This is a genomic window from Aeromonas sp. 5HA1, from assembly GCF_029237245.1.
Lineage (GTDB): Bacteria > Pseudomonadota > Gammaproteobacteria > Enterobacterales > Aeromonadaceae > Aeromonas > Aeromonas salmonicida.
In genome coordinates this window covers 56,240-78,003 of sequence record NZ_JAACFW010000007.1, presented here as the reverse complement: position 1 = coordinate 78,003, position 21,764 = coordinate 56,240, and the positions used below count along the sequence as shown (strand labels likewise).

Sequence of the window (21,764 nt, the reverse complement as noted above, 5' to 3'; positions counted from 1 at the left end):
ATATGCAGCACGATGGATATTGGGTTTTCTCGCAGGTTGATCCTGTAGCATTCAGTTTGGGGCCACTATCGGTACGCTGGTATGGTCTCATGTATCTGTTTGGTTTCGCCTTCGCCATGTGGCTGGCGGGACGTCGCGCCGATGCACCGAACAGCGGCTGGACCCGCAACGAGGTCTCTGACCTGCTGTTTTACGGCTTCCTCGGGGTGATCCTCGGTGGCCGGGTTGGTTATGTACTGTTTTACAACTTCGACATGTTCCTGGCCGACCCCCTCTACCTGTTCAAGATCTGGACCGGTGGCATGTCGTTCCACGGTGGCCTGATCGGTGTCATCACCGCCATGATCTGGTTTGCCCACAAAACCAAGCGTCACTTCTTTACTGTGGCCGACTTTGTGGCGCCGCTCATTCCGTTTGGTCTGGGTGTGGGCCGTGTCGGCAACTTCCTTAACGGTGAGCTGTGGGGCCGAGTGACCGATGTGCCCTGGGCCATCATATTTCCGGAGGCTGGGCCCGAGCCGCGCCATCCCTCCCAGCTCTATCAGTTCGCGCTGGAAGGGGTCGTGCTTTTCATTATCCTGAATATCTTCTGGCGCAAAAACCCGCCCCGTGGCGCCATCTCCGGCCTGTTCCTGTTCTGTTACGGTCTGTTCCGCTTCCTGGTGGAGTTTGTACGCCAACCGGACAGCCAGCTTGGTCTCTATTTTCAGGAGATCAGCATGGGCCAAATCCTGTCTATGCCCATGATCGTCGCCGGAGCTCTGATGGTCTGGGCTGCTTACAAGCGTCCGCAGTTGTTCGGTAATGCCGGGAAGGAGGTCAAGCAATGAGAGCCTATCTCGACCTGATGCAGAAGATCCTGGATGAGGGCACCGTCAAGTCCGATAGGACTGGCACTGGTACCGTCTCCTTGTTCGGTCATCAGATGCGCTTCAATCTGGCGCACGGTTTCCCGCTGGTCACCACCAAGAAATGTCACCTGCGTTCCATCATTCACGAGCTGCTCTGGTTCCTCAATGGCGACACCAATACCGCCTATCTGAAAGAGCAGGGTGTCAGCATCTGGGATGAGTGGGCCGACGAGAATGGCGATCTGGGCCCGGTTTATGGCGCTCAGTGGCGCTCCTGGCCGGCGGCCGATGGCGCTGTCATCGATCAGATCCAGCGCGCTGTAGATGACATCAAGCACAATCCGGATTCGCGCCGCATCATAGTCTCGGCCTGGAACGTGGGTGAGCTGGACAAAATGGCGCTGGCTCCCTGCCACGCTTTCTTCCAGTTCTACGTGGCGGACGGCAAGCTCTCGTGTCAGCTCTACCAGCGCAGCTGTGATGTCTTCCTCGGCCTGCCGTTCAACATCGCCAGCTATGCTCTGTTGACTCACATGATGGCTCAGCAGTGTGACCTGGAAGTGGGCGACTTCGTCTGGACCGGGGGGGATGTGCACCTCTACTCCAACCATATGGAGCAGACTGCGCTGCAGCTCTCTCGTGAGCCAAGGCCCTTGCCACAGTTGGCGATCAAGCGAAAGCCCGATTCCATCTTCGACTATCGGTTCGAGGATTTCGAAATCCTGGGGTATGACCCCCATCCTGGAATAAAAGCTCCGGTTGCAATCTGAGTCGGAGAAGCTCAACAATAAAGGCGCCAAGAGGCGCCTTTATTGTTCGTACTATACTCAGTCAGTTTACTGTTGGTATCGATATGATCTGGGTTAAATGCTTGATTGTTCGGTTTTTTCGATGCATTGGGTAATTAGAAACGATTTTTCATTACTCTAGATACTGCCATAGACTGCCCTTCTTGATTGCAACAGGACTGTTTTAATATGAGCGAAACCATGAAAAAATTTCTGAAAATGGAGAGTGCCTCCGGCATTATTCTGATCATCTCTGCTATTTTGGCCATGGTCCTGGCCAACAGCGGTCTCGCCTCTCTCTATCACGCTTTCCTCGATACACCCGTCCAGATGCGCATTGCCAGTCTGGATATCGACAAGCCTTTGCTGCTCTGGATCAACGATGGTCTGATGGCCCTCTTCTTCCTTTTCATCGGTCTGGAAGTGAAGCGCGAAATGATGGAAGGTGCCTTGTCCAGTCGCGAGCAGGCCACTTTTCCTGCGATTGCTGCGGTGGGAGGCATGCTGGCGCCGGCGCTGCTTTACGCCTTCTTTAACTATGACAACGAGGTGACTCGTGCTGGCTGGGCTATTCCTGCCGCCACTGATATCGCTTTTGCGTTGGGCGTCATGGCGTTGCTTGGCAAACGGGTTCCTACCAGCCTCAAAGTCTTCCTGCTGGCGCTGGCAATCATGGATGACTTGGGCGTCATCATCATCATTGCGCTCTTCTATACCCAGCAGCTCTCGCTCTCCGCTATCGGCGTTGCTGCAGCAGCCACTGTGGTGTTGTTCCTGTTCAATCGCATGAAGGTAGAGCGTCTCTCCTTTTATATGCTGATTGGTCTGATTGCCTGGGTGGCGGTACTCAAGTCTGGGGTACATGCGACACTGGCCGGTGTGGTCGTGGCCTTTATGATCCCGCTCAAAGGAGAACGTACCGAGTCTCCACTCAAGTATCTTGAGCACCAGCTAAACCCTTGGTGTGCCTATTTGATCCTGCCACTGTTTGCCTTTTCCAACGCTGGGGTCTCTCTGGATGGAATGGGGCTCGATGCACTGACTAACCCTGTGTCCCTTGGCATTATTGTCGGGCTCTTCGTGGGCAAGCCTCTTGGTATTTTTACCATCAGCTGGTTGGTGGTCAAACTCGGGCTGGCCAAGCTTCCGGCGGGTACCGACTTCAAGCAGATCTTTGCAGTGAGTGTGCTGTGCGGTATCGGATTTACCATGTCGATGTTTATCGCATCACTGGCTTTCCAGCACTCCGGAATGGAGTATGGTAACTATGCGCGCCTCGGTATCTTGTTGGGGTCAACGTTGGCAGCTTTTGCAGGTTACACAGCCCTGCGTTTGAGTCTGCCTAATAAACCTGCCAACCAGACTTTGGAGGGATTATGAGAAAGGTTCTGATATTGTGTTCTCTTCTTGCGCCTTTTGGCCTACAGGCCGAGACGTTTGATGATTGCAAGCAAGATGTGGTTTCCATCGGATGCAACGCTTATCTCAACGGTGTGGTCGACAGTGCAATGTTGCTCAGTGACAGGCAGGCCAAAGCCCAATTTGGTGAAACCTTCTCCGAACGCGCCCTCAGCAGCCGGGTGGGAGAGCGATTCAAACAGTCCAATAAGCGTTATTGTGGTGATCGATTGCCTGACAAGAGCCGTCTTAAAGCCAGTCTGATGGAGCAGTTTGCAGCAAACAAGGTTGACTCGATCAGCGACATGTATGACATTCTGGCGGCTGAACTCAGCTGCTACCGGAGTCCGCGTAAAGCGGGAATCCCATCGGATGTCACACCTTAACTACAATCACCTCTACTATTTTTGGATGACTCAGAAGAAGGGCACTGTCACTCAGGCGGCAGAGGCCCTTTTTTTGACGCCGCAGACAGTGACCGGTCAGATCAAACTGCTGGAGCAACGTCTTGGCGGCAAGCTGTTGAAGCGAAAGGGGCGATCCCTGGAGGCTACCGAGCTCGGCCAGTTGGTGTTTCGCTACGCAGACAAGATGTTCAGCCTCTCCTACGAGATGCTGGATATCGTCAACTACCGCAAGGAGAGCCAGATCCTGTTTGACGTCGGCATCGCCGATGCACTCTCCAAGCGCCTCGCAAGCCGGGTATTGCTCTCTGTCATTCCCAACGATGGCTCCATCCACCTGCGCTGCTTCGAATCAACCCATGAGCTCTTGTTGGAGCAGTTGAGCGAGCACAAGCTCGACATGATCCTCTCCGACTGTCCGGTTGATTCCAGCCAGCATGCTGGCCTGCTCTCCAAGCGACTCGGCGGTTGTGGCGTCAGCTTCTTCTGCAAGGCGCCTTTGCCTGAGAAAGCCTTTCCGGCCTGTCTGGAGGAGCGCAAGTTGCTGATCCCGGGTCGCCGCACCGCCATGGGTCGCCAGCTGACCCAGTGGTTCGAACAGCAGGGGATCTCCCCCAGCATTCTCGGCGAGTTCGATGATGCTGCCCTGATGAAGGCGTTCGGCTTCTTCAACCAGGGCATCTTTATGGCGCCGACCATCTACCGGGAAGAGATCCTGGAAGGGGAAGAGGTAATGCTGATTGGGGAAACCCAGGATCTGATGGAAGAGTATTACGTCATCTTTGCCGAGCGCATGATCCAGCATCCGGCGGTAAAACGGGTGTGCGAGAGTGACTTCTCCTTCCTGTTTGCAGGCCAGGAGGACTTTGCCACGATTCAACCGGCAACCCTGTCATTTTAAATCGACGGCTCACAGAGTATGATTCTTGCCTCGAGCGAAAGGGGATGAGATGCAACTGGAAGAGATGGAGGCGAATGCGAGCCGTGCTGTGGCACTGCTCAAGGCGCTGGCCAACGAGCGAAGACTGTTTATTCTGTGCCAGCTGCTGGACAGGGAACTGTCTGTGGGGGAGCTTAACGAGGTACTCGGATTGAGCCAGTCAGCCCTGTCACAGCACTTGGCCGTGCTTCGGCGGGATGAGTTGGTGGAGACGCGAAAAGAGGCCCAGACGGTCTACTATTCGCTGCGCAGCCACGAGGTACGCGAGATGATAGGTTTGCTGCACAGACTGTATTGCAGTGCAGATAAATAAAAAACCGGCACTAAGGCCGGTTTTTTTAGCGTTATTCAGCCGGAGCTGATTAAGCCATAGCTTTGATCTGGGCAGACAGGCGGCTCTTGTGACGAGCAGCTTTGTTCTTGTGGATCAGGCCTTTGGTAGCCATGCGGTCCATGATCGGCTGAGCGGTAGCAAAAGCAGCAACGGCAGCAGCTTTGTCGCCAGAAGCGATGGCAGCAATTACTTTCTTCAGATAGGTACGGGTCATTGAACGACGGCTGGCGTTGTGTTGACGACGTTTCTCTGATTGAATCGCGCGCTTCTTAGCAGATTTGATATTAGCCAAGGTAAAACTCCTAAAACTGTCTTAGCGAGTGTATTGAAAAGGCCCGGAAATATGCCTTCTCAACCACATATTGTCAAATGATTTGTGCAAATAAACACCGCCCCCCGGTGGTGTGTCAGTTGGGAGGCGGTTAAACTGTCGGCCGATTCTAGCAGCATTCTTTTCATTCTGACAGTTCCAGAGGCCTCGTCTTGAGTAAGAAATTGATCAAATCCGGCATGATAGTGTCCGGAATGACGCTGGTGTCCCGTGTGATGGGCTTGGTTCGCGATGTAGTCATCGCCAATCTGCTTGGTGCCGGGGTAGCCGCAGACGTCTTCTTCTTTGCCAATCGCATTCCCAACTTTTTGCGTCGTTTGTTCGCCGAAGGTGCTTTCAACCAGGCTTTTGTTCCCGTGATGACGGAGTACAAGAAAAATGGCGACGAGCGTGAAGTGCGCGAATTGCTGGCCGCGGTAGCGGGTACTCTGGGGGGGATAGTGACAGTCGTGACCCTGCTGGGTGTGTTGGGTTCCGGCGTGTTGACGGCGCTGTTCGGCTGGGGCTGGTTCTGGGACTGGTTGCATGGCGGCCCTGCGGCCGAGAAGTTCGAGCTGGCCAGCCTGATGCTCAAAATCACCTTCCCCTACCTCTGGTTCATCACTTTTACCGCCATGGCGGGGGCCATCCTCAACACCTTTGGCCGTTTCGCTGTATCCTCGTTTACCCCTGTGTTTCTCAACCTCACCATGATAGGGGCGGCCTGGTGGATAGCTCCCCTGCTGGAGAGACCTGAGATTGCTCTCGCGATCGGTGTCTTTCTGGGTGGTTTGGTGCAGTTCCTGTTCCAGTATCCTTTTCTGCGCCAGATCAACATGCTGGTGTGGCCCAAGTGGGGTTGGCGCCACCCAGGGGTGGTCAAGATCCGCACCCTGATGATCCCGGCGCTGTTCGGGGTGTCGGTCAGTCAGATCAACCTGCTGATCAACACCATGCTCGCATCCTTCCTTGCCACCGGCGCCATCAGCTATCTCTATTACTCGGATCGTCTACTGGAGTTCCCCCTCGGACTGTTTGCGGTGGCCATCAGTACCGTTATCTTGCCTGCGTTGGCCAAGAAGCATGTGGATGCGGACCCGGCCGACTTCTCTCGCACCATGGACTGGGGGGTACGGATGGTGATGCTGCTCGGCCTGCCGGCCATGGTGGGGATAGCCGTGTTGCGCGAGCCCATACTGCGAGTGCTCTTCATGCGCGGCGAGTTCGGCATGCATGAGGTGAGCATGTCCAGTGCCAGTCTGCTGGCTTCCACCACGGGCCTGTTGTCGCTGATGTTGATCAAGGTGCTGGCACCGGGCTACTACGCTCGCCAGGACACCAGGACGCCAGTGCGGATCGGGGTGATGTCCATGATCGCCAACATGGTGTGCAACCTCATCTTCATCTTCCCCCTTGGCTATGTGGGGTTGGCACTATCCACCGCCTGTTCAGGCTCGTTGAATGCGGCTCTGTTGTTCAAGGGCTTGTATCAACAAGGGGTCTACCGTCCGTCCCGCAATACCGGGCTGTTCTGCCTCAAGTTGCTGGTGGCGACCGTGCTGATGGGCGGCGTGCTTGCCTATCTGTCACCGGATCTCGCCCAGTGGGCTGCCTGGAGCATGGGCAAGGCCAGCTTGCAGCTGACCATGCTGCTCTGCCTGGGAGGGGGAATGTACGGGGTCATCCTGCTGGTACTTGGCATTCGGCCAAGACACCTGAAAGCAGGTCAGCAGCAGGACTGACCCTGCTGCACCATACGGGATTGCCTCGGCGGGCAGGGGATCTGGGCAAGATGCCTGAAATCGGGCCATGAGGGCTGACCCTGCCAGCTGGCTGATATATAATCCGCCGATTTCCATGGCAGCAACGCACAAGGCACTGATGGAGCTTATCCGCGGTATTCACAATATCAAGCCCCGTCACTGGGGATGTGTATTGACCATAGGCAACTTTGATGGGGTCCATCAGGGTCATCATGCCGTGTTGGCGCGCTTGCAGGAAAAAGCCGTTCAACTGGAGTTGCCAGCCTGCGTCATGCTGTTCGAGCCCCAGCCACTGGAATTGTTTGCCGGATCGGCTGCGCCTGCTCGCCTCAGCCGGCTGCGGGAGAAATACGAAGCGCTCAAGAGCATGCAGATCGACCGCATGCTCTGCGTGCGTTTCAACCATCGTTTCGCCGAGCAGTCCCCCAACAGCTTCATCGAGCAGTTGCTGGTCGAAAAACTGGGGGTGCGTTATCTGGTGGTCGGCGATGATTTTCGCTTCGGCAAGGGGCGGGAAGGGGACTTCCACCTGCTGGAGGAGGCGGGCCATCGCTTCGGTTTCGAGGTGATCAGTACCCAGAGCTTCCAGCTCGAACGGCAGCGGGTCAGCAGCACACTCGTACGCGAGGCCCTGAAAGCGGGCCGGATGGCGGAGGTGGAGATGATGCTCGGCCGCCCTTATACCATCAGCGGTCGGGTGGCCCACGGTGACAAGCTGGGCCGCACCATAGGTTTTCCCACCGCCAATCTGGCACTCAAGCGCCAGGTCATCCCGGTCGGTGGCGTGTTTGCAGTGGAAGTGTTATGTTCCGGCAAGACCTTCCCCGGCGTAGCCAATGTGGGTGTACGGCCGACAGTGAATGGCACACAAGCCAGATTGGAAGTACATCTATTTGATTTTTCTGGTGATCTATATGGTCAGCAGGTCAAGGTGCTGCTTCGCCACAAGCTGCGCGAAGAGCAGAAGTTTGCCTCTTTCACCGCCTTGAAAGAGCAGATCGAACGAGATGCCTTGGCGGCCCGAGCCTGGTTCGGGCTGCCACTACTCAATTTACCCAGCACTCTTTTAGAAAAGAAGGGAACCCAGGACTGATGAGCGACTATAAACACACCCTGAATCTTCCGGAAACCGAGTTTCCGATGCGTGGCGATCTGGCCAAACGCGAACCCAACATGCTGAAACGTTGGTACGATCAGGATCTTTACGGCGCCATTCGCCGCGCCAAAGCGGGCAAGCCTTCTTTCATTCTGCATGATGGCCCCCCCTACGCGAACGGCAGCATTCACATCGGTCACTCGGTCAACAAGATCCTCAAAGACGTCATCATCAAGTCCAAGGGCCTCTCCGGCTTCGATTCTCCCTATGTGCCTGGCTGGGATTGTCACGGTCTGCCCATAGAGCTGAAAGTGGAAGGCATGGTTGGCAAGCCGGGTGAGAAAGTCTCCGCTGCCGAGTTTCGCGCCGAGTGTCGCAAATATGCCAAAACCCAGATCGAAGCGCAGAAGACTGACTTCATCCGTCTGGGTGTGCTGGGTGACTGGGAACATCCCTACCTGACCATGGACTTTGGCACCGAAGCCAACATCATCCGTTCCATGGCCAAGATCGTTGAAAATGGCCATCTGCACAAAGGCTCCAAGCCAGTGCACTGGTGTACCGATTGCGGTTCTGCGCTGGCAGAAGCGGAAGTGGAGTACTACGACAAGAACTCCCCCTCCATCGACGTGCGCTTCAAGGCCGTTGACGAGGCGACCGTGGCCGCCAAGTTTGATTGCCCTGAAGGCCACCTTGGCAAGGGCCCGATCTCTGCGGTGATCTGGACCACGACTCCCTGGACTCTGCCCGCCAACCGCGCCATCGCCATGCACGCCGATCTGGACTATGCCTTGGTGCAAGTCGAAGGTGAGCACCCCGAGCGCCTGATCCTGGCCGCCGAGCTGGTCAAGGATGTGATGGACAGGGCCGGTATCGAGAAGTTCCATAACCTGGGTTACACCAAGGGCGTAGCGCTCGAGCTGCTGCGCTTCAACCACCCCTTCTATAGCTTCGATGTGCCAGTTGTTCTGGGTGATCACGTCACCCTCGATGCCGGTACCGGCGCTGTTCATACAGCCCCTGGCCATGGTCAGGAAGACTTCGTGGTCGGTCAGAAGTACGGTCTGGAAGTGGCCAATCCGGTTGGCAGCAACGGCGTTTACCTGCCGGATACCGAACTGTTTGCCGGCCAGCACGTGTTCAAGGCCAATGCGGCCGTGGTTGAGGTGTTGACCGAGCGCGGCGCCTTGCTGCACCACATGGTGTTCAACCACTCCTACCCGCACTGCTGGCGTCACAAGACCCCGATCATCTTCCGTGCCACCCCGCAGTGGTTCATCAGCATGGAGCAGAAGGGTCTGCGCAAGCGCGCGCTGGAAGAGATAGAGCGCATCGAGAAAGATGGAATTGCCCTACATGGCCAGAGCGGCTGGGTACCTGCCTGGGGCAAGAACCGCATTCAGGCCATGGTCGAGAACCGTCCTGACTGGTGCATCTCTCGTCAGCGTACCTGGGGTGTGCCCATCTCCCTGTTCGTTCACAAGGAGACCCAGCAACTTCACCCGGAATCCGTGCGTCTGATGCACGAAGTCGCCAAGCGTGTCGAGCAGTCCGGCATCCAGGCCTGGTGGGATCTGGACAAGGCCGAGCTGCTGGGCAGCGACGCAGACATGTACGACAAGGTGCCTGACACCCTGGACGTCTGGTTTGACTCAGGCTCAACCCACTCCTCAGTGGTAGATGCTCGTCCCGAGTTCAACGGTCACTCCGCCGACCTCTATCTGGAAGGTTCTGACCAGCACCGTGGCTGGTTCATGTCCTCCCTGATGATCGGCGTGGCCATGAAAGACAAGGCTCCCTACAACCAGGTGCTGACTCACGGCTTCACCGTGGATGGTCAGGGTCGCAAGATGTCCAAGTCCATCGGCAACGTGGTCAGCCCGCAGGATGTGATGAACAAGCTGGGTGCCGACATACTGCGTCTGTGGGTCGCCAGTACCGATTACACCGGCGAGATGACGGTCTCCGACGAAATCCTCAAGCGCTCTGCCGATGCTTATCGCCGCATTCGCAACACAGCCCGCTTCCTGCTGGCCAACCTGAATGGTTTCAATCCGGCAACCGACATGGTGGCTGCCGCCGACATGGTGGTGGTAGATCGCTGGGCAGTGGGTCGTGCCAAGGCAGCGCAAGCCGAGATAGTGACGGCCTTTGAAGAGTACAACTTCCACGGCGTGACCCAGAAGCTGATGCAGTTCTGCTCCATCGAGATGGGTTCATTCTATCTGGACGTCATCAAAGACAGGCAGTACACCGCCAAGGCAGACAGCCTGGCTCGTCGTTCCTGCCAGACTGCGCTCTATCACATCGCCCAGGCCATGGTGCGCTGGATGGCACCCATCATGAGCTTTACCGCTGATGAAATCTGGGCCCTGCTGCCCGGCGAGCGCAGCGAGTTCGTGTTCACTGAGGAGTGGTATGACGGCCTGTTCGGGCTGGATGCCGGCGAGCAGATGGACGATGCCTTCTGGGCCGAGATCCTCACAGTGCGCGGTGAAGTGAACAAGGCGCTGGAAGCGGCCCGGGGCGAGAAACGCATCGGCGGCTCCCTGCAGGCCGAACTGACCCTGTTCGCCAAGCCGGAGTTGGCCGAGCGCCTGAATGCCCTGGCCGATGAGCTGCGCTTCGTGCTGCTCACCTCCAAGGCCAAGGTCGTCACTGCTGACACCGCACCGGAAGGTTCCGTTGCGACGGAGCGTGCTGACCTCTGGCTGAGCGTGGCCCAGTCCGCCGCCGCCAAGTGCGACCGCTGCTGGCATCATGTGGAAGACGTTGGCACCATTGCCGGTCACGAAGAGATCTGTGGCCGCTGCGTCACCAACGTCGAGGGTGACGGCGAAACACGTCAATTTGCCTGATGAAGATGACTCATAACGCGATCCATAACAAAACAGGCCTGCGTTGGCTGTGGCTGGCGGTGCTGGCATTCGTACTGGACCAGGCGAGCAAGCTCGCTGTGGTCAAGATGCTGCCATTTGGCTACCCGGGTGTGGAGATCACCCCCTTTTTCAATCTGGTCCACGTTTACAACAAGGGGGCGGCATTCAGCTTCCTGGCCGATCAAGGTGGCTGGCAGCGCTGGTTCTTCGCCGTGCTGGCGTTTGCCATCTGTGGTTTGCTGATCCACTGGTTGCGCAAGCAATCCGTCACCCAACGCTGGAGCGGTATCGCCTATTCGCTCATCATCGGCGGTGCCCTTGGCAACGTGTTTGATCGACTGGTACTGGGCCATGTGGTCGATTTCCTCGATTTCTACTGGCAGCGTTCCCATTGGCCGGCGTTCAACCTGGCCGACAGCTTCATCTTCATCGGTGCAGTCATGATAGTGCTGGAAGGCTTCCGCTCCGAAAAGAAGAAGGAGGCGCAATGAGCCAGCAGATAGCCGCTGACAGCAGTGTGCTGTTCCACTTTGCCATCAAGCTGGAAGATGGTTCAGTTGCTGACAGCACTGCGCTGCAAGGCAAACCGGCACGCCTGCGGATGGGCGATGGCAGCCTGACTGCCAGCTTCGAGCAGTGTCTGCTGGGGTTGCGTACAGGGGAGAGCAAGAGCTTCACACTGGCCCCTGAGCAGGCGTTTGGCCTCTCCAATCCCGACAACATCTATCATCTGGACAGAGCCAAGTTCGGCGCCGATGTGGAGCCCAAGATCGGCACCATCATTCTGTTCGACCAGCCCAATGGCAGCGAACTGCCCGGTATCATACGGGCGGTAGAAGGCATGTCGGTGACGGTCGATTTCAACCACCCCCTGGCCGGCCATACCGTCACCTTCGAGGTGGAGATCCTGGGCGTTGATGACGAGGAAAAGGTGATCTGATGGATATTTTGCTCGCTAATCCTCGCGGTTTCTGTCGTGTTGATTTCGATCGCGCCATAGGCATGAGTGAGGTGTACTGATGGATATACTGCTGGCTAATCCTCGTGGCTTTTGTGCCGGTGTTGATCGCGCCATCAGCATTGTCGAGAGCGCGCTTGAGAAGTTCGGTGCACCCATCTATGTCCGCCATGAAGTGGTGCACAACCGTTATGTGGTGAACAAGCTGAAAGAGGCGGGGGCCGTGTTCGTTGAGGAGCTGGACGAGGTGCCGGACGACAGTATCGTCATCTTCTCCGCTCACGGCGTGGCCAAAACGGTGCGCGAAATGGCCAAGTCCCGTGCTCTCAAGGTGTTCGATGCCACCTGTCCGCTGGTGACCAAGGTACACATGGAAGTCCATCGTGCCAGCCGCAAGGGCTCCGAAGCCGTGCTCATTGGGCACGCGGGTCACCCCGAGGTGATCGGTACCATGGGCCAGTACGAAAACCGCGAAGGTGGCATGTATCTGGTGGAGACGCCAGACGATGTTGCCAGGCTCAAGGTGAAGAATCCGGATGATCTCTGCTTCGTCACCCAGACCACCCTGAGTGTCGATGAGACCTCGGATGTGATCGACGCCCTGCGCAAGCAGTTCCCCAAGATCCAGGGGCCACGCAAGGACGACATCTGCTACGCCACCCAGAACCGCCAGGATGCGGTGCGGGAGATGGCGGGACTGGTAGACGTCATGCTGGTGGTCGGGTCACGTAACTCTTCCAACTCCAACCGTCTGCGCGAGCTGGCCGAGAAGGTGGGTAGCACAGCCTATCTTATCGACGATGCTTCCATGATCGAAACCGGCTGGTTGGAGGGAGTCAAGGCGATCGGCGTCACTGCGGGAGCCTCCGCACCGGACGTGCTGGTGCAGAACGTCATCGCCCGCTTGCGCGAGCTGGGTGGCAATATGGTCGTCGAGCACCCGGGTCGTGAAGAGAACGTGGTGTTTGAAGTGCCGCCGGAGCTTAGAATTATTTGAATGCAGCCAGGAAGGCTTAAGAATAAAGTATGATGATATTGACGCCGAGTTTGTCGTGGTGACAGGCTCGGCGTTAAACTTATAACGCGGTCAATCACCAAGGATGGGATATGATTGGGTTCTTTCGAGGCTTTTCTCTTGTTGAGTTGATGATTGTCGTCGCCATTGTGGCGATCCTTGGCACCATCGCTTACCCCTCTTATCAGCAGTACCTGCTGACCAGCCACCGTGTCGATGCCAAAAAGATGCTGTTGGACGCTGCCAACCGGCAGGAAACCTACTTCATGGATTTTAATCAATACACCTCCTCGGCTGCAGACCTCAATCTTTCTGAAAGCTCGGATGCTGGCCACTATCGTCTGGTTTTGTCTGCCGCTGGCAACTCTTTCCTGTTGTCAGCAACAGCATCCGGTGCGCAAGGGGCTGATAGTGACTGCGTGGTGTTTTCAATCGATCAAAATGGTACGAGAAGCGCTCTGGATAGCAGCGACAGTACCAACAACGATTGTTGGGATTGAGTGATGAGACGGCTAACTTGCCTGGCTGGATTCAGTCTGCTGGAAGTAATGATAGCGGCGGTAGTGCTTTCGTTTGGTCTGCTGGGGCTGGTTGCCATGCAGGTACAAGCAAAGTTTTCCAGTTATGAGGCAAGACAGAGAACCATTGCCAGTTGGCTGGCCAATGATATGGTTGAGCGTCTCAAGGTAAACCGTGGGGCATGGGAGCTTCAGGCCAGCAATACCTGGATTGTCAGTGGCGGCACCTCATCCTTGCCATCTTGTGCCAATGAGAATGGCACCATGAGCGGTTGCAGCAATGCCGATTTGCTGGCGCTTGACCTTTATTTCTGGCGACAGTCGCTACTGGGTAGTGCGGCATCCGGGGCTGGAACGACCCTGCGCAATCCCACTGGCTGCATTATCAAAGGTGCAAACAATGCGTTGACCGTCTCCATCTTCTGGGCGGGTCGCGAATCGTCCCATGATGGTGCGGCTGCCGGTGCTGTTGACCCCGCCATTACCGCTTCTTGCGGAATTGCTGGTCTGGATTTGACGAGGCGTCAGTTTGTTCTGACGACCACCTTGTGAACAGTCGTGGTTTTACTTTGGTTGAATGGCTTATCGCCATGGTCATCGGCGTCTTTTTGCTGGGTGGCGTGTTGGCTGTTTTTGTTGCCTCCCGCTCTACTACCAATGAGTCCTTTGATCAGAGCGAGCTGCTCGAGAACGGCCGCATTGCCATGCGTCTCATCACCCAGGATTTACGCTGGGCCGGATTCTGGGGGGATTTCACGGGGGGGGCTTTGACTGTGGGCGATGAGCTGACCTTGTCTTCCGGGGCTACCGTGGCAAATGATTGTCTGGATGAGCGAAATGAAGGGAGCCTTCCCTCCAGCCTCTTCCCGGTGCGCCCACTCTGGGTTGCCCATATCAGCACGGCAGGCACCATGAGCGGTTTTGCCTGTATTTCGTCCCCTACTCGCGTGGCCAACACGGACGTCATCAGCATCAAGCGCCTGATTGGCAATCCGGTGACGGGAGGGTTGGATGCCAATCGCTTCTATATGGCTACCAATACTCAACTGGCTCATTTATTCAGAGGTAATGAGACAGCTCCCTCCGAGACAACCATGCCGATGCGCCAGATTTGGGAGTACCAGCACCATGTCTATTATCTCTCTCCTAACGGCAGCGGTGGTTTTGAACTGCGCAAGCGAATGCTCACTGCTGATGGTGGTTCCTGGTTGATATCAGGGGCCTTGGTGGATGGTATTGAGCGCATGGTGCTGCTGTTCGGGGTCGACACCAGCAATGTGCCGGATGGTCGTATCGACAAGCTTTCTGCCATAGATGCAGTCACCTCGCAAGAGTGGGGTGAAGGGCGGGTGATAGCCGTCCGTGTGTTTTTGCTGGTGCGCTCGCTGCAGGCATCCAGCCGCTACACCAATAACAATGTCTATCAACTGGGTAATGTCAGCGTGGCCGGAAATGGGGATGGATTTCGCCGCCTGCTTCTAGAAAGCACTGTGGTGCTGCGCAATCCCATGATGATGGCGGGAGGTGGGCAGTGAGGCATTCACGTGGCGTGGCATTGATAGTTGCGCTGGTGATCCTGGCTCCTTTGACACTGATCGCCGTGGTGTTGATGCAATCTGGGGGCATGGATCTGCGTGCCAGTGGGGCGGCGGCAGCGTTACAGCAGGCCGAGCACAGGGTGGAGGGCATCATAGGTGGCGCCATGCAGCAAACAGGGCTCGCCACCCAGATTGCTCAGATGCCTTCTGTTTCGACTGCGACGTCAACAGTGAGCGGCTCCATGGGTAATGCCATCATGCAATATAGAAGTGAAACCGTGTGCAAGCGACGCTTTGACGCAACCAGCAAGAACGTCATACCCGCCTGCCGTTATGTGGAGCTCGAGGCAAGCCAGGCGTACGGGAAACAGGGACGTCCCATGACCTGGACTGTTGGGGTCGAACAGCCATTGTTAAAGAAGGCTGAATAGGAGCGGCAGCGATGTTACATCATGAAAAACTGTGGTTGATGGCCCTGTGCGCACTGAGTGTGCCTGCTGTCGCCAGTGATGCCTACTCGGATGATACCGAGTTGTTTATCTATGACTTCTCGAAAGCGGGGGATTATCGGCCCAAGGTGCTGATCATCTTCGACAACTCCGGCAGTATGGCGGAAACCATGGAGCTGGAGCGAGAGAAGTACAATCCTGCCACTGTCTATCCATCGTTGAACCGGGATCCGGATACCGGCAACTCGCGTAATTATGTCTATTACTCGACCGACGGTTCGGTGCCAGCCATCAACAGCAATCGACGCTTTCGCGACAGTATCAATGCTTGCGCTTCATCCAAGACCCCTCTTGGCACTGTAGGTTACTTTCAGTCCCAAGTCTGGACCTATGTCTATTCAAGCTATCGCAATGGGGTGCCTCGTCAGGGGGATTGGGAGACCATCTCTGGCGAGAACGAAGATGACATCACCATCGTCGACTGCAAGCAGGATATTCAGAACCGCAATCCAGCCAATCCTTTCAGCGGGACGCTGGAGGTGGGGTCGGTCAGTGACGGTTATCCGGTCGACAAAACCAGCAACACTCGTGGTGAATGGTACTACACCGGTAACGCGAATGACGCCACATCGGGTAGCAACACCAGTGTAACCCTCTACACGGCCAACTATATCCGCTGGTATTACGGGCCGACGGGGTACGCCGTCGAGTCACGTCTGCGCATCGCCAAGGATGCGGTCAAGTCTGTGATCTCCTCCACTCCCGGGGTTGATTTCGGTTTGGCCATTTTCAATACCAACAACAGTACCAGTACCAATGGCGGCAGAGTGGTGCGTCGCATCCTCAGCAATGACGATATGGTCGGCACCATCACAGCCGAGCAGAACTTGCTCAATACAGTGGAGGGCCTGTCTGCCACGACCAATACGCCACTGTGTGAAACCCTCTATGAAGCCTACCGTTTCTACGGGGGGCAACCCGTACTCTATGGCAAACAAGGCGGGACGCGGGACAAGCTCGCCGAAGATCCTGAAGGTACTTACACCTCGCCTTATGACAAATGTTCAAATAACGGCTATGTCATCTATGTTACCGATGGTGCACCAACCAGCGATACGGCTGCTGACAGCGCAGTAAAGGCGTTGACGGACTCGCTAAGCGCAGATGAACGGGCTGCCTACGGCTCGACAGTGGGATATGGTTCTGGCACCTCCAAGAGCTATCTAGCAGCGATGGCCGGTTACATGAAGAACAAGGATGTGAACACTTCATCGCCCGGCAAGCAGACTGTGACCACGTTTACCGTGGGATTTGGTGATGAAGCCATCTCCGGGGCAGGCAATCTGCTGGCAGAGACGGCGAGGCGTGGAGGCGGTCAATACTACCCGGCGGTCAGCGCTGAAGCGCTCACGCAGGCGTTGCGGTCTTCCCTGCTGGCCATTTTGCGGATAAACACCTCTCTGGTGTCTCCGGCGATCACCACCAACAATTTTGACCGGACTCGCAGTCTCAACAATATCTATTACGCCATGTTCGAGCCAGATACCGGGCCGCGCTGGAAGGGCAACTTGAAGAAGCTGACTCTGTCTGGCGATGGGTATGTGGCGGATGTTAACGGCCTGCCCGCCATCAAGGCGGATGGTTCCATTTTGGAGCAGGCTCAGACCTACTGGTCATCGGAGCGGGATGGTAATTCGGTTGCCAAGGGCGGCGTGCAGGCCATGTTGGCCGAGAAGACCAATCGCAACCTTTATGTGATCAATTCAGTTGCATCACCCAAGCGATTGGACACTTTTAACAAAGCCAATCTTGTGTCGATTGCCGGCTCTGCCGACAACCTTGCCAGTTACATGCAGCTGGCCAGTTCCACCGAACTCGACGGCCAGATCGACTGGACCAAAGGGGTCGACGTGGATGATGAGGATTATGATGACAGTACCACCATCCGCCCATACATAGTGGGGGACCCGTTGCACTCCCGTCCATTGGTGGTCAACTATGGTTGTACCATTCCTTCAGGCCAGAGCACCTGTACGCCTGACTTGCGCATCCTGATGGGAACCAATGCCGGTTTCCTGCACATGTTCAAGGACCTCGGCAGTACGGTTGATGAGAGCTGGGCCATGATCCCCTACGAGCTGCTGCCCAAACAGGAGGCTCTGCGTCTCAATGCCGAGTCTGCGGATCATCTCTACGGCGTTGATGCTTCTCCGGTGGCGCTGATCAAGGATGCCAATAGCAATGGTGTCCTCAAGGCATCAGAGGGGGACTTTGTCTGGCTGTTCTTCGGTTTGCGTGCTGGCGGCAGTAGTTACTATGCACTCGATATCACCAATCCTGATGCGCCCAGCTTGAAGTGGGTGATCAATAGTCAGACAACTGGCTTCTCGTTGCTCGGCGAAACCTGGTCAGTGCCGGAGGTAGCCTATGTTCCTTGGGATGCCTCCCCGAGTAACAAGCGACTGGTGATGGTGTTTTCCGGTGGTTACGACGCCAACAAGAGCAAGGTCGGGATCGGTAGCTCCGACAGCAAGGGGATGGGGCTCTACATGGTCGATGCCGATAGTGGTGCACTGGTATTCAGTGCAACACCGGGAACGGGCTCCAGTACCAACAAGGAGGTGACTGGAATGGTCGACAGTATGCCGGGGCCGGTTTCCACACTCGACAGTGACGGTGACGGGAGAACCGACCGGATTTATGCCGGGGATACGGGCGGTAATATCTGGCGTTTGGATATGCCCTCAACCAGCACCAGCGCCTGGAGCGTTTTCAAGTTCGCCAGCCTGGGGTCTGACGATGTGCAGGCGAATGACCGCCGCTTCTTTACCCAGCCGGTGGTGGTGAGGACCATTAACAAGCAAGTGACCAAGACGGTGATCAGTGGCGAAGACTATTTCTCGTTCAAGGAGAGGCCATTCGATGCCGTGCTGATTGGTTCTGGTGATCGAAACCGTCCATCGTCCGAGTCTACAGTGCAAAACGCCTATTTTATGCTGCGTGACTACGGGGTTGTTGCCAAGAATTACAACACCGGGGCTCCTGCTCCCATCACGATGACGGACTTGTATGATGTATCGGTGGATCCTCTGGCCGGTGTTACGGCGACCAATGACCTGCTCAGCCTGAGAGCGGCCATCACCAGTAAATCGGGTTGGAAGTATTGGCTGGCGGAGTCAGGAGAGAAGTCCATGGGGGCAGGGGTCGTGCTGCAAGGCAAGCTCTATTTCACTTCTTTCTTGCCGCAGGTCCAGTCATTCGAGGAGTGTACTATCCAGTCCATTGGTGCCATGCGGCAGTATATGGTCGACATGCATTACGGTACGTCTTTCAAATACGTGGTGGACCAGGATGGTAACGAAACCCCTCAGCGCTATGTGGAGGTAAACAACAAGGTGGCCGACGATCTGGTGATCCATGCGGGTGACGATTCGAAGATCCGGATTATTGGTGGCGCACCGGGTGAAGAGGTCATTCTCAAAGACGAGGGCGAGGGTGTGCCTGAGCGCTGTACCGGAGAGGGCGAGTGTTCGGAGGGGGCGGATGAGGCTGAAATGGATATGACGCCCAAGAAAATATACCTGTATGAGGATGAGCCCCAATGAAAAGGATCCTGTGGCTGATGGCCTTGTTGAGCGCAGCCGGTGTTCATGCTGGAGTGGATAGAAAATGCTATGTCGAGCTGGAGAATGGTATCTATGTCGTTATTCAGGGGACGATAACGGATAGCCAGAGGGCTGAAATCGCCTTTAAAAAGAAAGGATTTGAAATGGATGGGCAGCTTTTAATGGTCAGAAGGGTAGTGGAGTGCCAGCCAACAGAACAGCCATTCAGCCAGGAGGCAGCCAGAGCGCAGGAGGCGTCACAGCCCAGATAATGGCTAGGGGCAGATGACGGCGGTATCCGTTTTGCTGCTGCGCCCTGATGCGGCAATGACGAGGTTAATGGTCGGTTCCCCGCTGACGCATATTGAAATGGTCATATTTGTCCCAAGGCTGGTGCCATCAGTGGCGAACAAGACGCGGGTTCTTGTCGAACTGAGTGTGGTATCGGCTGAAAACACGGGGGTTCTGGATAGCTCGGTTTCACCATTATCAAGTCTGGCGTTGCTGTTGCTGTCAGTGAACACCAGCAATTGGCTTGGACTGTTTGTGACACATTGATTGCCGGTGTTGACCAGGCATGCTGTCACGGTCTGTTGATCGCTTATCGCCTGATTGCGAGCAAAACGCAGATGTTTCATGAGGCGCTCACTTTCATAATTGGCGCGGTTATCTTGAAGCAGGTTGCCGAGGGAAGGAATGCCTATGCCGAGCAGAATGACGGCCAGGGCAATCGCAATCATCAGCTCCAGCAAGGTAAATCCGGCTTGTTTCATATGAACTTGGGCCTGTCGTTCCGTGACTGTTTACAGCTTATCCCTCCCTGTGGTTGCTGTCACATGCTAACACCCGTCTTGAACTGGCAGATTGCCCCCCTTTTCTTTATCATTCCCCATCATTTTCGATTTTAAGATGTATCGCCATGGCAAAAGCCCTCTCTCTGATGCTTGCCCAGTTGAATCTGACGGTAGGCGCCATCGAAGATAACTGTGACAAGGTGCTGGCTGCGGCCGCTCAGGCCGAGCAACAAGGCGCCGACCTGCTGGTGTGCTCCGAGCTGGCCTTGACCGGCTATCCGCCGGAAGACCTGTTGCTGCGCAGCGACCTGATGATCCGGGTCGACGCTGCGCTGGCTCGCATCGCGAACTGGCAGGGCAGCTGCGCCATTCTGGTGGGGCATCCCTGGCGTGAAGGGGCGGCGCTCTATAACGCCGCTTCCCTCTATGAGCAGGGCAAGCTGGTCGCACGCTACTTCAAGCAAGATCTGCCCAACTACGGCGTATTTGACGAGAAGCGCTATTTCACCGCGGGCACGGATACCTGCGTGGTGCCGTTCCGTGGTCATAAGCTGGGGCTGCTCATTTGCGAAGATCTGTGGCAACCGGGCCCGGTGCTGGCCGCCAAGGCGGCAGGGGCCGAGTTGCTGCTCACCATCAACGCCTCGCCCTACGATCAGGAGAAACCCTGGATCCGTCGTGAACTGATGACGGAGCGTTGCAGCCAGACCGGTTTGCCGCTGGTCTACCTCAATCAGGTGTGCGGCCAGGACGAACTGATTTTCGATGGCTGTTCCAAGGTGTTCAACAGCCAGGGTGAGCTGACCCACAAGCTGGCCCCTTTTGCCGAAGAGCTGGCCCTGGTGCGCTTTGCCGATGGTCAACCGGTGAAAGAGTGTGAACCGGCCGCCCCGCTCGAGCCATTGGCCGAGACCTATCAGGCGCTGGTGCTGGCGGTGCGCGACTACATCACCAAAAACGGCTTCCAGGGCGCCGTATTGGGTCTCTCCGGTGGTATCGACTCAGCTCTGACCCTGGCAATCGCTGCTGACGCCATCGGGGCTGACAAGGTGCAGGCGGTGATGATGCCGTTCCGTTACACCGCCCAGATGAGCGTGGAGGATGCCAAGGAGCAGGCCGAGCGGATGGGGGTCGAGTTTGACATCATCTCCATCGAGCCCATGTTTGAAGGCTTTATGACCCAGCTGGCACCGCTGTTTGCCGGCACGGCTCGCGATACGACAGAAGAGAACCTGCAGGCACGCTGCCGTGGGGTACTTTTGATGGCGCTCTCAAACAAGCGTCGCCGCATAGTGCTGACCACGGGCAACAAGAGCGAGATGGCCGTGGGCTATGCCACCCTGTATGGTGACATGGCTGGCGGTTTTGATGTGCTCAAAGACGTACCCAAGACCCTGGTCTTCAAGCTGTGCGAATATCGCAATTCAGTCGATTATGTGATCCCGCAGCGGGTCATCGACCGTCCTCCTTCGGCAGAATTGGCGCCGGATCAGGTGGATCAGGACAGCCTGCCCCCTTACGACATCCTGGATGCCATCCTCAAGCGCTATGTGGAAGAGGATGCCTCTGTCGCCGACATGGTGGCAGAAGGATTTGAAGAGGGAGTGGTGCGCAAGGTGATCCGGTTGGTGGATCTCAACGAGTACAAACGCCGTCAGGCTGCCGTCGGGCCCCGAATCACGGCCCGCAACTTTGGTAAGGATCGTCGTTACCCCATCACATCCGGGTTCGGCAAACAGAACTGGTAAGGAGTCACCATGAAGAAGATTGAAGCCATCATCAAACCGTTCAAGCTGGACGATGTGCGCGAGGCCCTGGCCGAGATCGGCATCAACGGCATGACGGTATCCGAAGTCAAAGGCTTCGGCCGTCAGAAGGGGCATACCGAGCTCTATCGCGGCGCCGAGTACATGGTGGATTTCCTGCCGAAGGTGAAGGTGGAGCTGGTGGTGCAGGATGAGGATCTGGATGCCTGCATCGAAGCCATCCAGAACACGGCCCGTACCGGCAAGATTGGTGACGGCAAGATCTTCGTTTGCGAGGTGGAGCGTGTCATTCGTATCCGTACCGGCGAAGAGAACGAAGACGCGATTTGATGTGATGGATGTGCCTCGTATCGACCAG

The 21,764-nt window shown here is 56.3% G+C and carries 22 protein-coding genes; 20 read left to right on the top strand and 2 right to left on the bottom strand.

The window, feature by feature from the left end; genetic code table 11:
* Positions 1-2: 2 nt before the first annotated feature.
* From lgt to GWQ27_RS08330, 6 genes are all read left to right on the top strand, one after another.
* Positions 3-830, top strand: coding sequence for a prolipoprotein diacylglyceryl transferase (gene lgt / locus GWQ27_RS08355; RefSeq protein WP_111588009.1), 828 nt, complete (start codon positions 3-5; stop codon positions 828-830).
* Positions 827-1,621: a thymidylate synthase gene (gene thyA, locus GWQ27_RS08350; protein WP_275907115.1), complete on the top strand. Its 795-nt coding sequence runs from the start codon at positions 827-829 to the stop codon at positions 1,619-1,621. The genes lgt and thyA overlap by 4 nt, the downstream gene beginning before the upstream one ends.
* A 207-nt stretch (positions 1,622-1,828) precedes the next feature.
* Positions 1,829-3,019, top strand: a complete 1,191-nt coding sequence (gene nhaA, locus GWQ27_RS08345; RefSeq protein WP_059111734.1) for a Na+/H+ antiporter NhaA — start codon at positions 1,829-1,831, stop codon at positions 3,017-3,019.
* Positions 3,016-3,423: a hypothetical protein gene (locus GWQ27_RS08340; protein ID WP_021138577.1), complete on the top strand. Its 408-nt coding sequence runs from the start codon at positions 3,016-3,018 to the stop codon at positions 3,421-3,423. Before nhaA ends, GWQ27_RS08340 begins: the two co-directional genes overlap by 4 nt.
* The gene (gene nhaR / locus GWQ27_RS08335) at positions 3,410-4,342 is read left to right on the top strand and encodes a transcriptional activator NhaR (RefSeq protein ID WP_021138578.1); all 933 of its coding nucleotides are present in this window, start codon (positions 3,410-3,412) and stop codon (positions 4,340-4,342) included. The genes GWQ27_RS08340 and nhaR overlap by 14 nt, the downstream gene beginning before the upstream one ends.
* A 49-nt stretch (positions 4,343-4,391) precedes the next feature.
* Positions 4,392-4,694, top strand: a complete 303-nt coding sequence (locus tag GWQ27_RS08330) for a metalloregulator ArsR/SmtB family transcription factor (RefSeq protein ID WP_005313481.1) — start codon at positions 4,392-4,394, stop codon at positions 4,692-4,694.
* 49 nt (positions 4,695-4,743) lie between these two features.
* Here GWQ27_RS08330 and rpsT read toward each other — a convergent pair whose 3' ends face one another.
* The gene (gene rpsT / locus GWQ27_RS08325; RefSeq protein WP_005892298.1) at positions 4,744-5,007 is read right to left on the bottom strand and encodes a 30S ribosomal protein S20; all 264 of its coding nucleotides are present in this window, start codon (positions 5,005-5,007) and stop codon (positions 4,744-4,746) included.
* A gap of 191 nt (positions 5,008-5,198) precedes the next feature.
* Between rpsT and murJ the strand changes: the two genes are divergently transcribed.
* The 12 genes from murJ (at position 5,199) to tapY2 (ending at position 19,118) form a co-directional block, all read left to right on the top strand.
* Positions 5,199-6,767: a murein biosynthesis integral membrane protein MurJ gene (murJ, locus tag GWQ27_RS08320; RefSeq protein WP_021138579.1), complete on the top strand. Its 1,569-nt coding sequence runs from the start codon at positions 5,199-5,201 to the stop codon at positions 6,765-6,767.
* Positions 6,768-6,906: 139 nt separating this feature from the next.
* Entirely contained in the window at positions 6,907-7,881 is a 975-nt protein-coding gene (ribF, locus tag GWQ27_RS08315; protein WP_275907169.1) for a bifunctional riboflavin kinase/FAD synthetase, read from the top strand.
* Positions 7,881-10,742, top strand: coding sequence for an isoleucine--tRNA ligase (gene ileS, locus GWQ27_RS08310; RefSeq protein ID WP_275907114.1), 2,862 nt, complete (start codon positions 7,881-7,883; stop codon positions 10,740-10,742). The genes ribF and ileS overlap by 1 nt, the downstream gene beginning before the upstream one ends.
* Positions 10,742-11,254, top strand: coding sequence for a signal peptidase II (gene lspA / locus GWQ27_RS08305; RefSeq protein ID WP_275907113.1), 513 nt, complete (start codon positions 10,742-10,744; stop codon positions 11,252-11,254). Before ileS ends, lspA begins: the two co-directional genes overlap by 1 nt.
* Positions 11,251-11,703 (top strand): FKBP-type peptidyl-prolyl cis-trans isomerase, encoded by a 453-nt coding sequence (gene fkpB, locus GWQ27_RS08300; protein WP_096119709.1) that lies wholly within the window; start codon positions 11,251-11,253, stop codon positions 11,701-11,703. Before lspA ends, fkpB begins: the two co-directional genes overlap by 4 nt.
* A 79-nt stretch (positions 11,704-11,782) precedes the next feature.
* Positions 11,783-12,718, top strand: a complete 936-nt coding sequence (ispH, locus tag GWQ27_RS08295; RefSeq protein WP_275907112.1) for a 4-hydroxy-3-methylbut-2-enyl diphosphate reductase — start codon at positions 11,783-11,785, stop codon at positions 12,716-12,718.
* Positions 12,719-12,828: 110 nt separating this feature from the next.
* Positions 12,829-13,236: a type IVa pilus pseudopilin TppA gene (gene tppA / locus GWQ27_RS08290; RefSeq protein WP_275907111.1), complete on the top strand. Its 408-nt coding sequence runs from the start codon at positions 12,829-12,831 to the stop codon at positions 13,234-13,236.
* Between the two features lie 3 nt (positions 13,237-13,239).
* On the top strand, positions 13,240-13,806 hold the full coding sequence (gene tppB / locus GWQ27_RS08285) for a type IVa pilus pseudopilin TppB (RefSeq protein WP_219598364.1): 567 nt from the start codon (positions 13,240-13,242) through the stop codon (positions 13,804-13,806).
* Complete coding sequence (tppC, locus tag GWQ27_RS08280) at positions 13,803-14,789, top strand: type IVa pilus pseudopilin TppC (protein ID WP_275907110.1); 987 nt, start codon at positions 13,803-13,805, stop codon at positions 14,787-14,789. The genes tppB and tppC overlap by 4 nt, the downstream gene beginning before the upstream one ends.
* Positions 14,786-15,223, top strand: coding sequence for a type IVa pilus pseudopilin TppD (gene tppD / locus GWQ27_RS08275; protein WP_275907109.1), 438 nt, complete (start codon positions 14,786-14,788; stop codon positions 15,221-15,223). The genes tppC and tppD overlap by 4 nt, the downstream gene beginning before the upstream one ends.
* Before the next feature lie 11 nt (positions 15,224-15,234).
* Entirely contained in the window at positions 15,235-18,846 is a 3,612-nt protein-coding gene (locus GWQ27_RS08270) for a PilC/PilY family type IV pilus protein (RefSeq protein ID WP_219615120.1), read from the top strand.
* Positions 18,843-19,118, top strand: coding sequence for a type IVa secretion system protein TapY2 (gene tapY2, locus GWQ27_RS08265; RefSeq protein ID WP_275907108.1), 276 nt, complete (start codon positions 18,843-18,845; stop codon positions 19,116-19,118). Before GWQ27_RS08270 ends, tapY2 begins: the two co-directional genes overlap by 4 nt.
* 3 nt (positions 19,119-19,121) lie before the next feature.
* Here the strand turns inward: tapY2 and tppE are convergent, their stop codons facing one another.
* Complete coding sequence (gene tppE / locus GWQ27_RS08260; protein WP_219615122.1) at positions 19,122-19,619, bottom strand: type IVa pilus pseudopilin TppE; 498 nt, start codon at positions 19,617-19,619, stop codon at positions 19,122-19,124.
* A 146-nt stretch (positions 19,620-19,765) separates the two neighbouring features.
* Between tppE and GWQ27_RS08255 the strand changes: the two genes are divergently transcribed.
* Together GWQ27_RS08255 and glnB are read left to right on the top strand one after the other, a co-directional pair.
* Positions 19,766-21,388, top strand: a complete 1,623-nt coding sequence (locus GWQ27_RS08255; RefSeq protein WP_275907107.1) for an NAD+ synthase — start codon at positions 19,766-19,768, stop codon at positions 21,386-21,388.
* Positions 21,389-21,397: 9 nt separating this feature from the next.
* The gene (glnB, locus tag GWQ27_RS08250; protein WP_005313429.1) at positions 21,398-21,736 is read left to right on the top strand and encodes a nitrogen regulatory protein P-II; all 339 of its coding nucleotides are present in this window, start codon (positions 21,398-21,400) and stop codon (positions 21,734-21,736) included.
* Positions 21,737-21,764 lie beyond the last annotated feature (28 nt).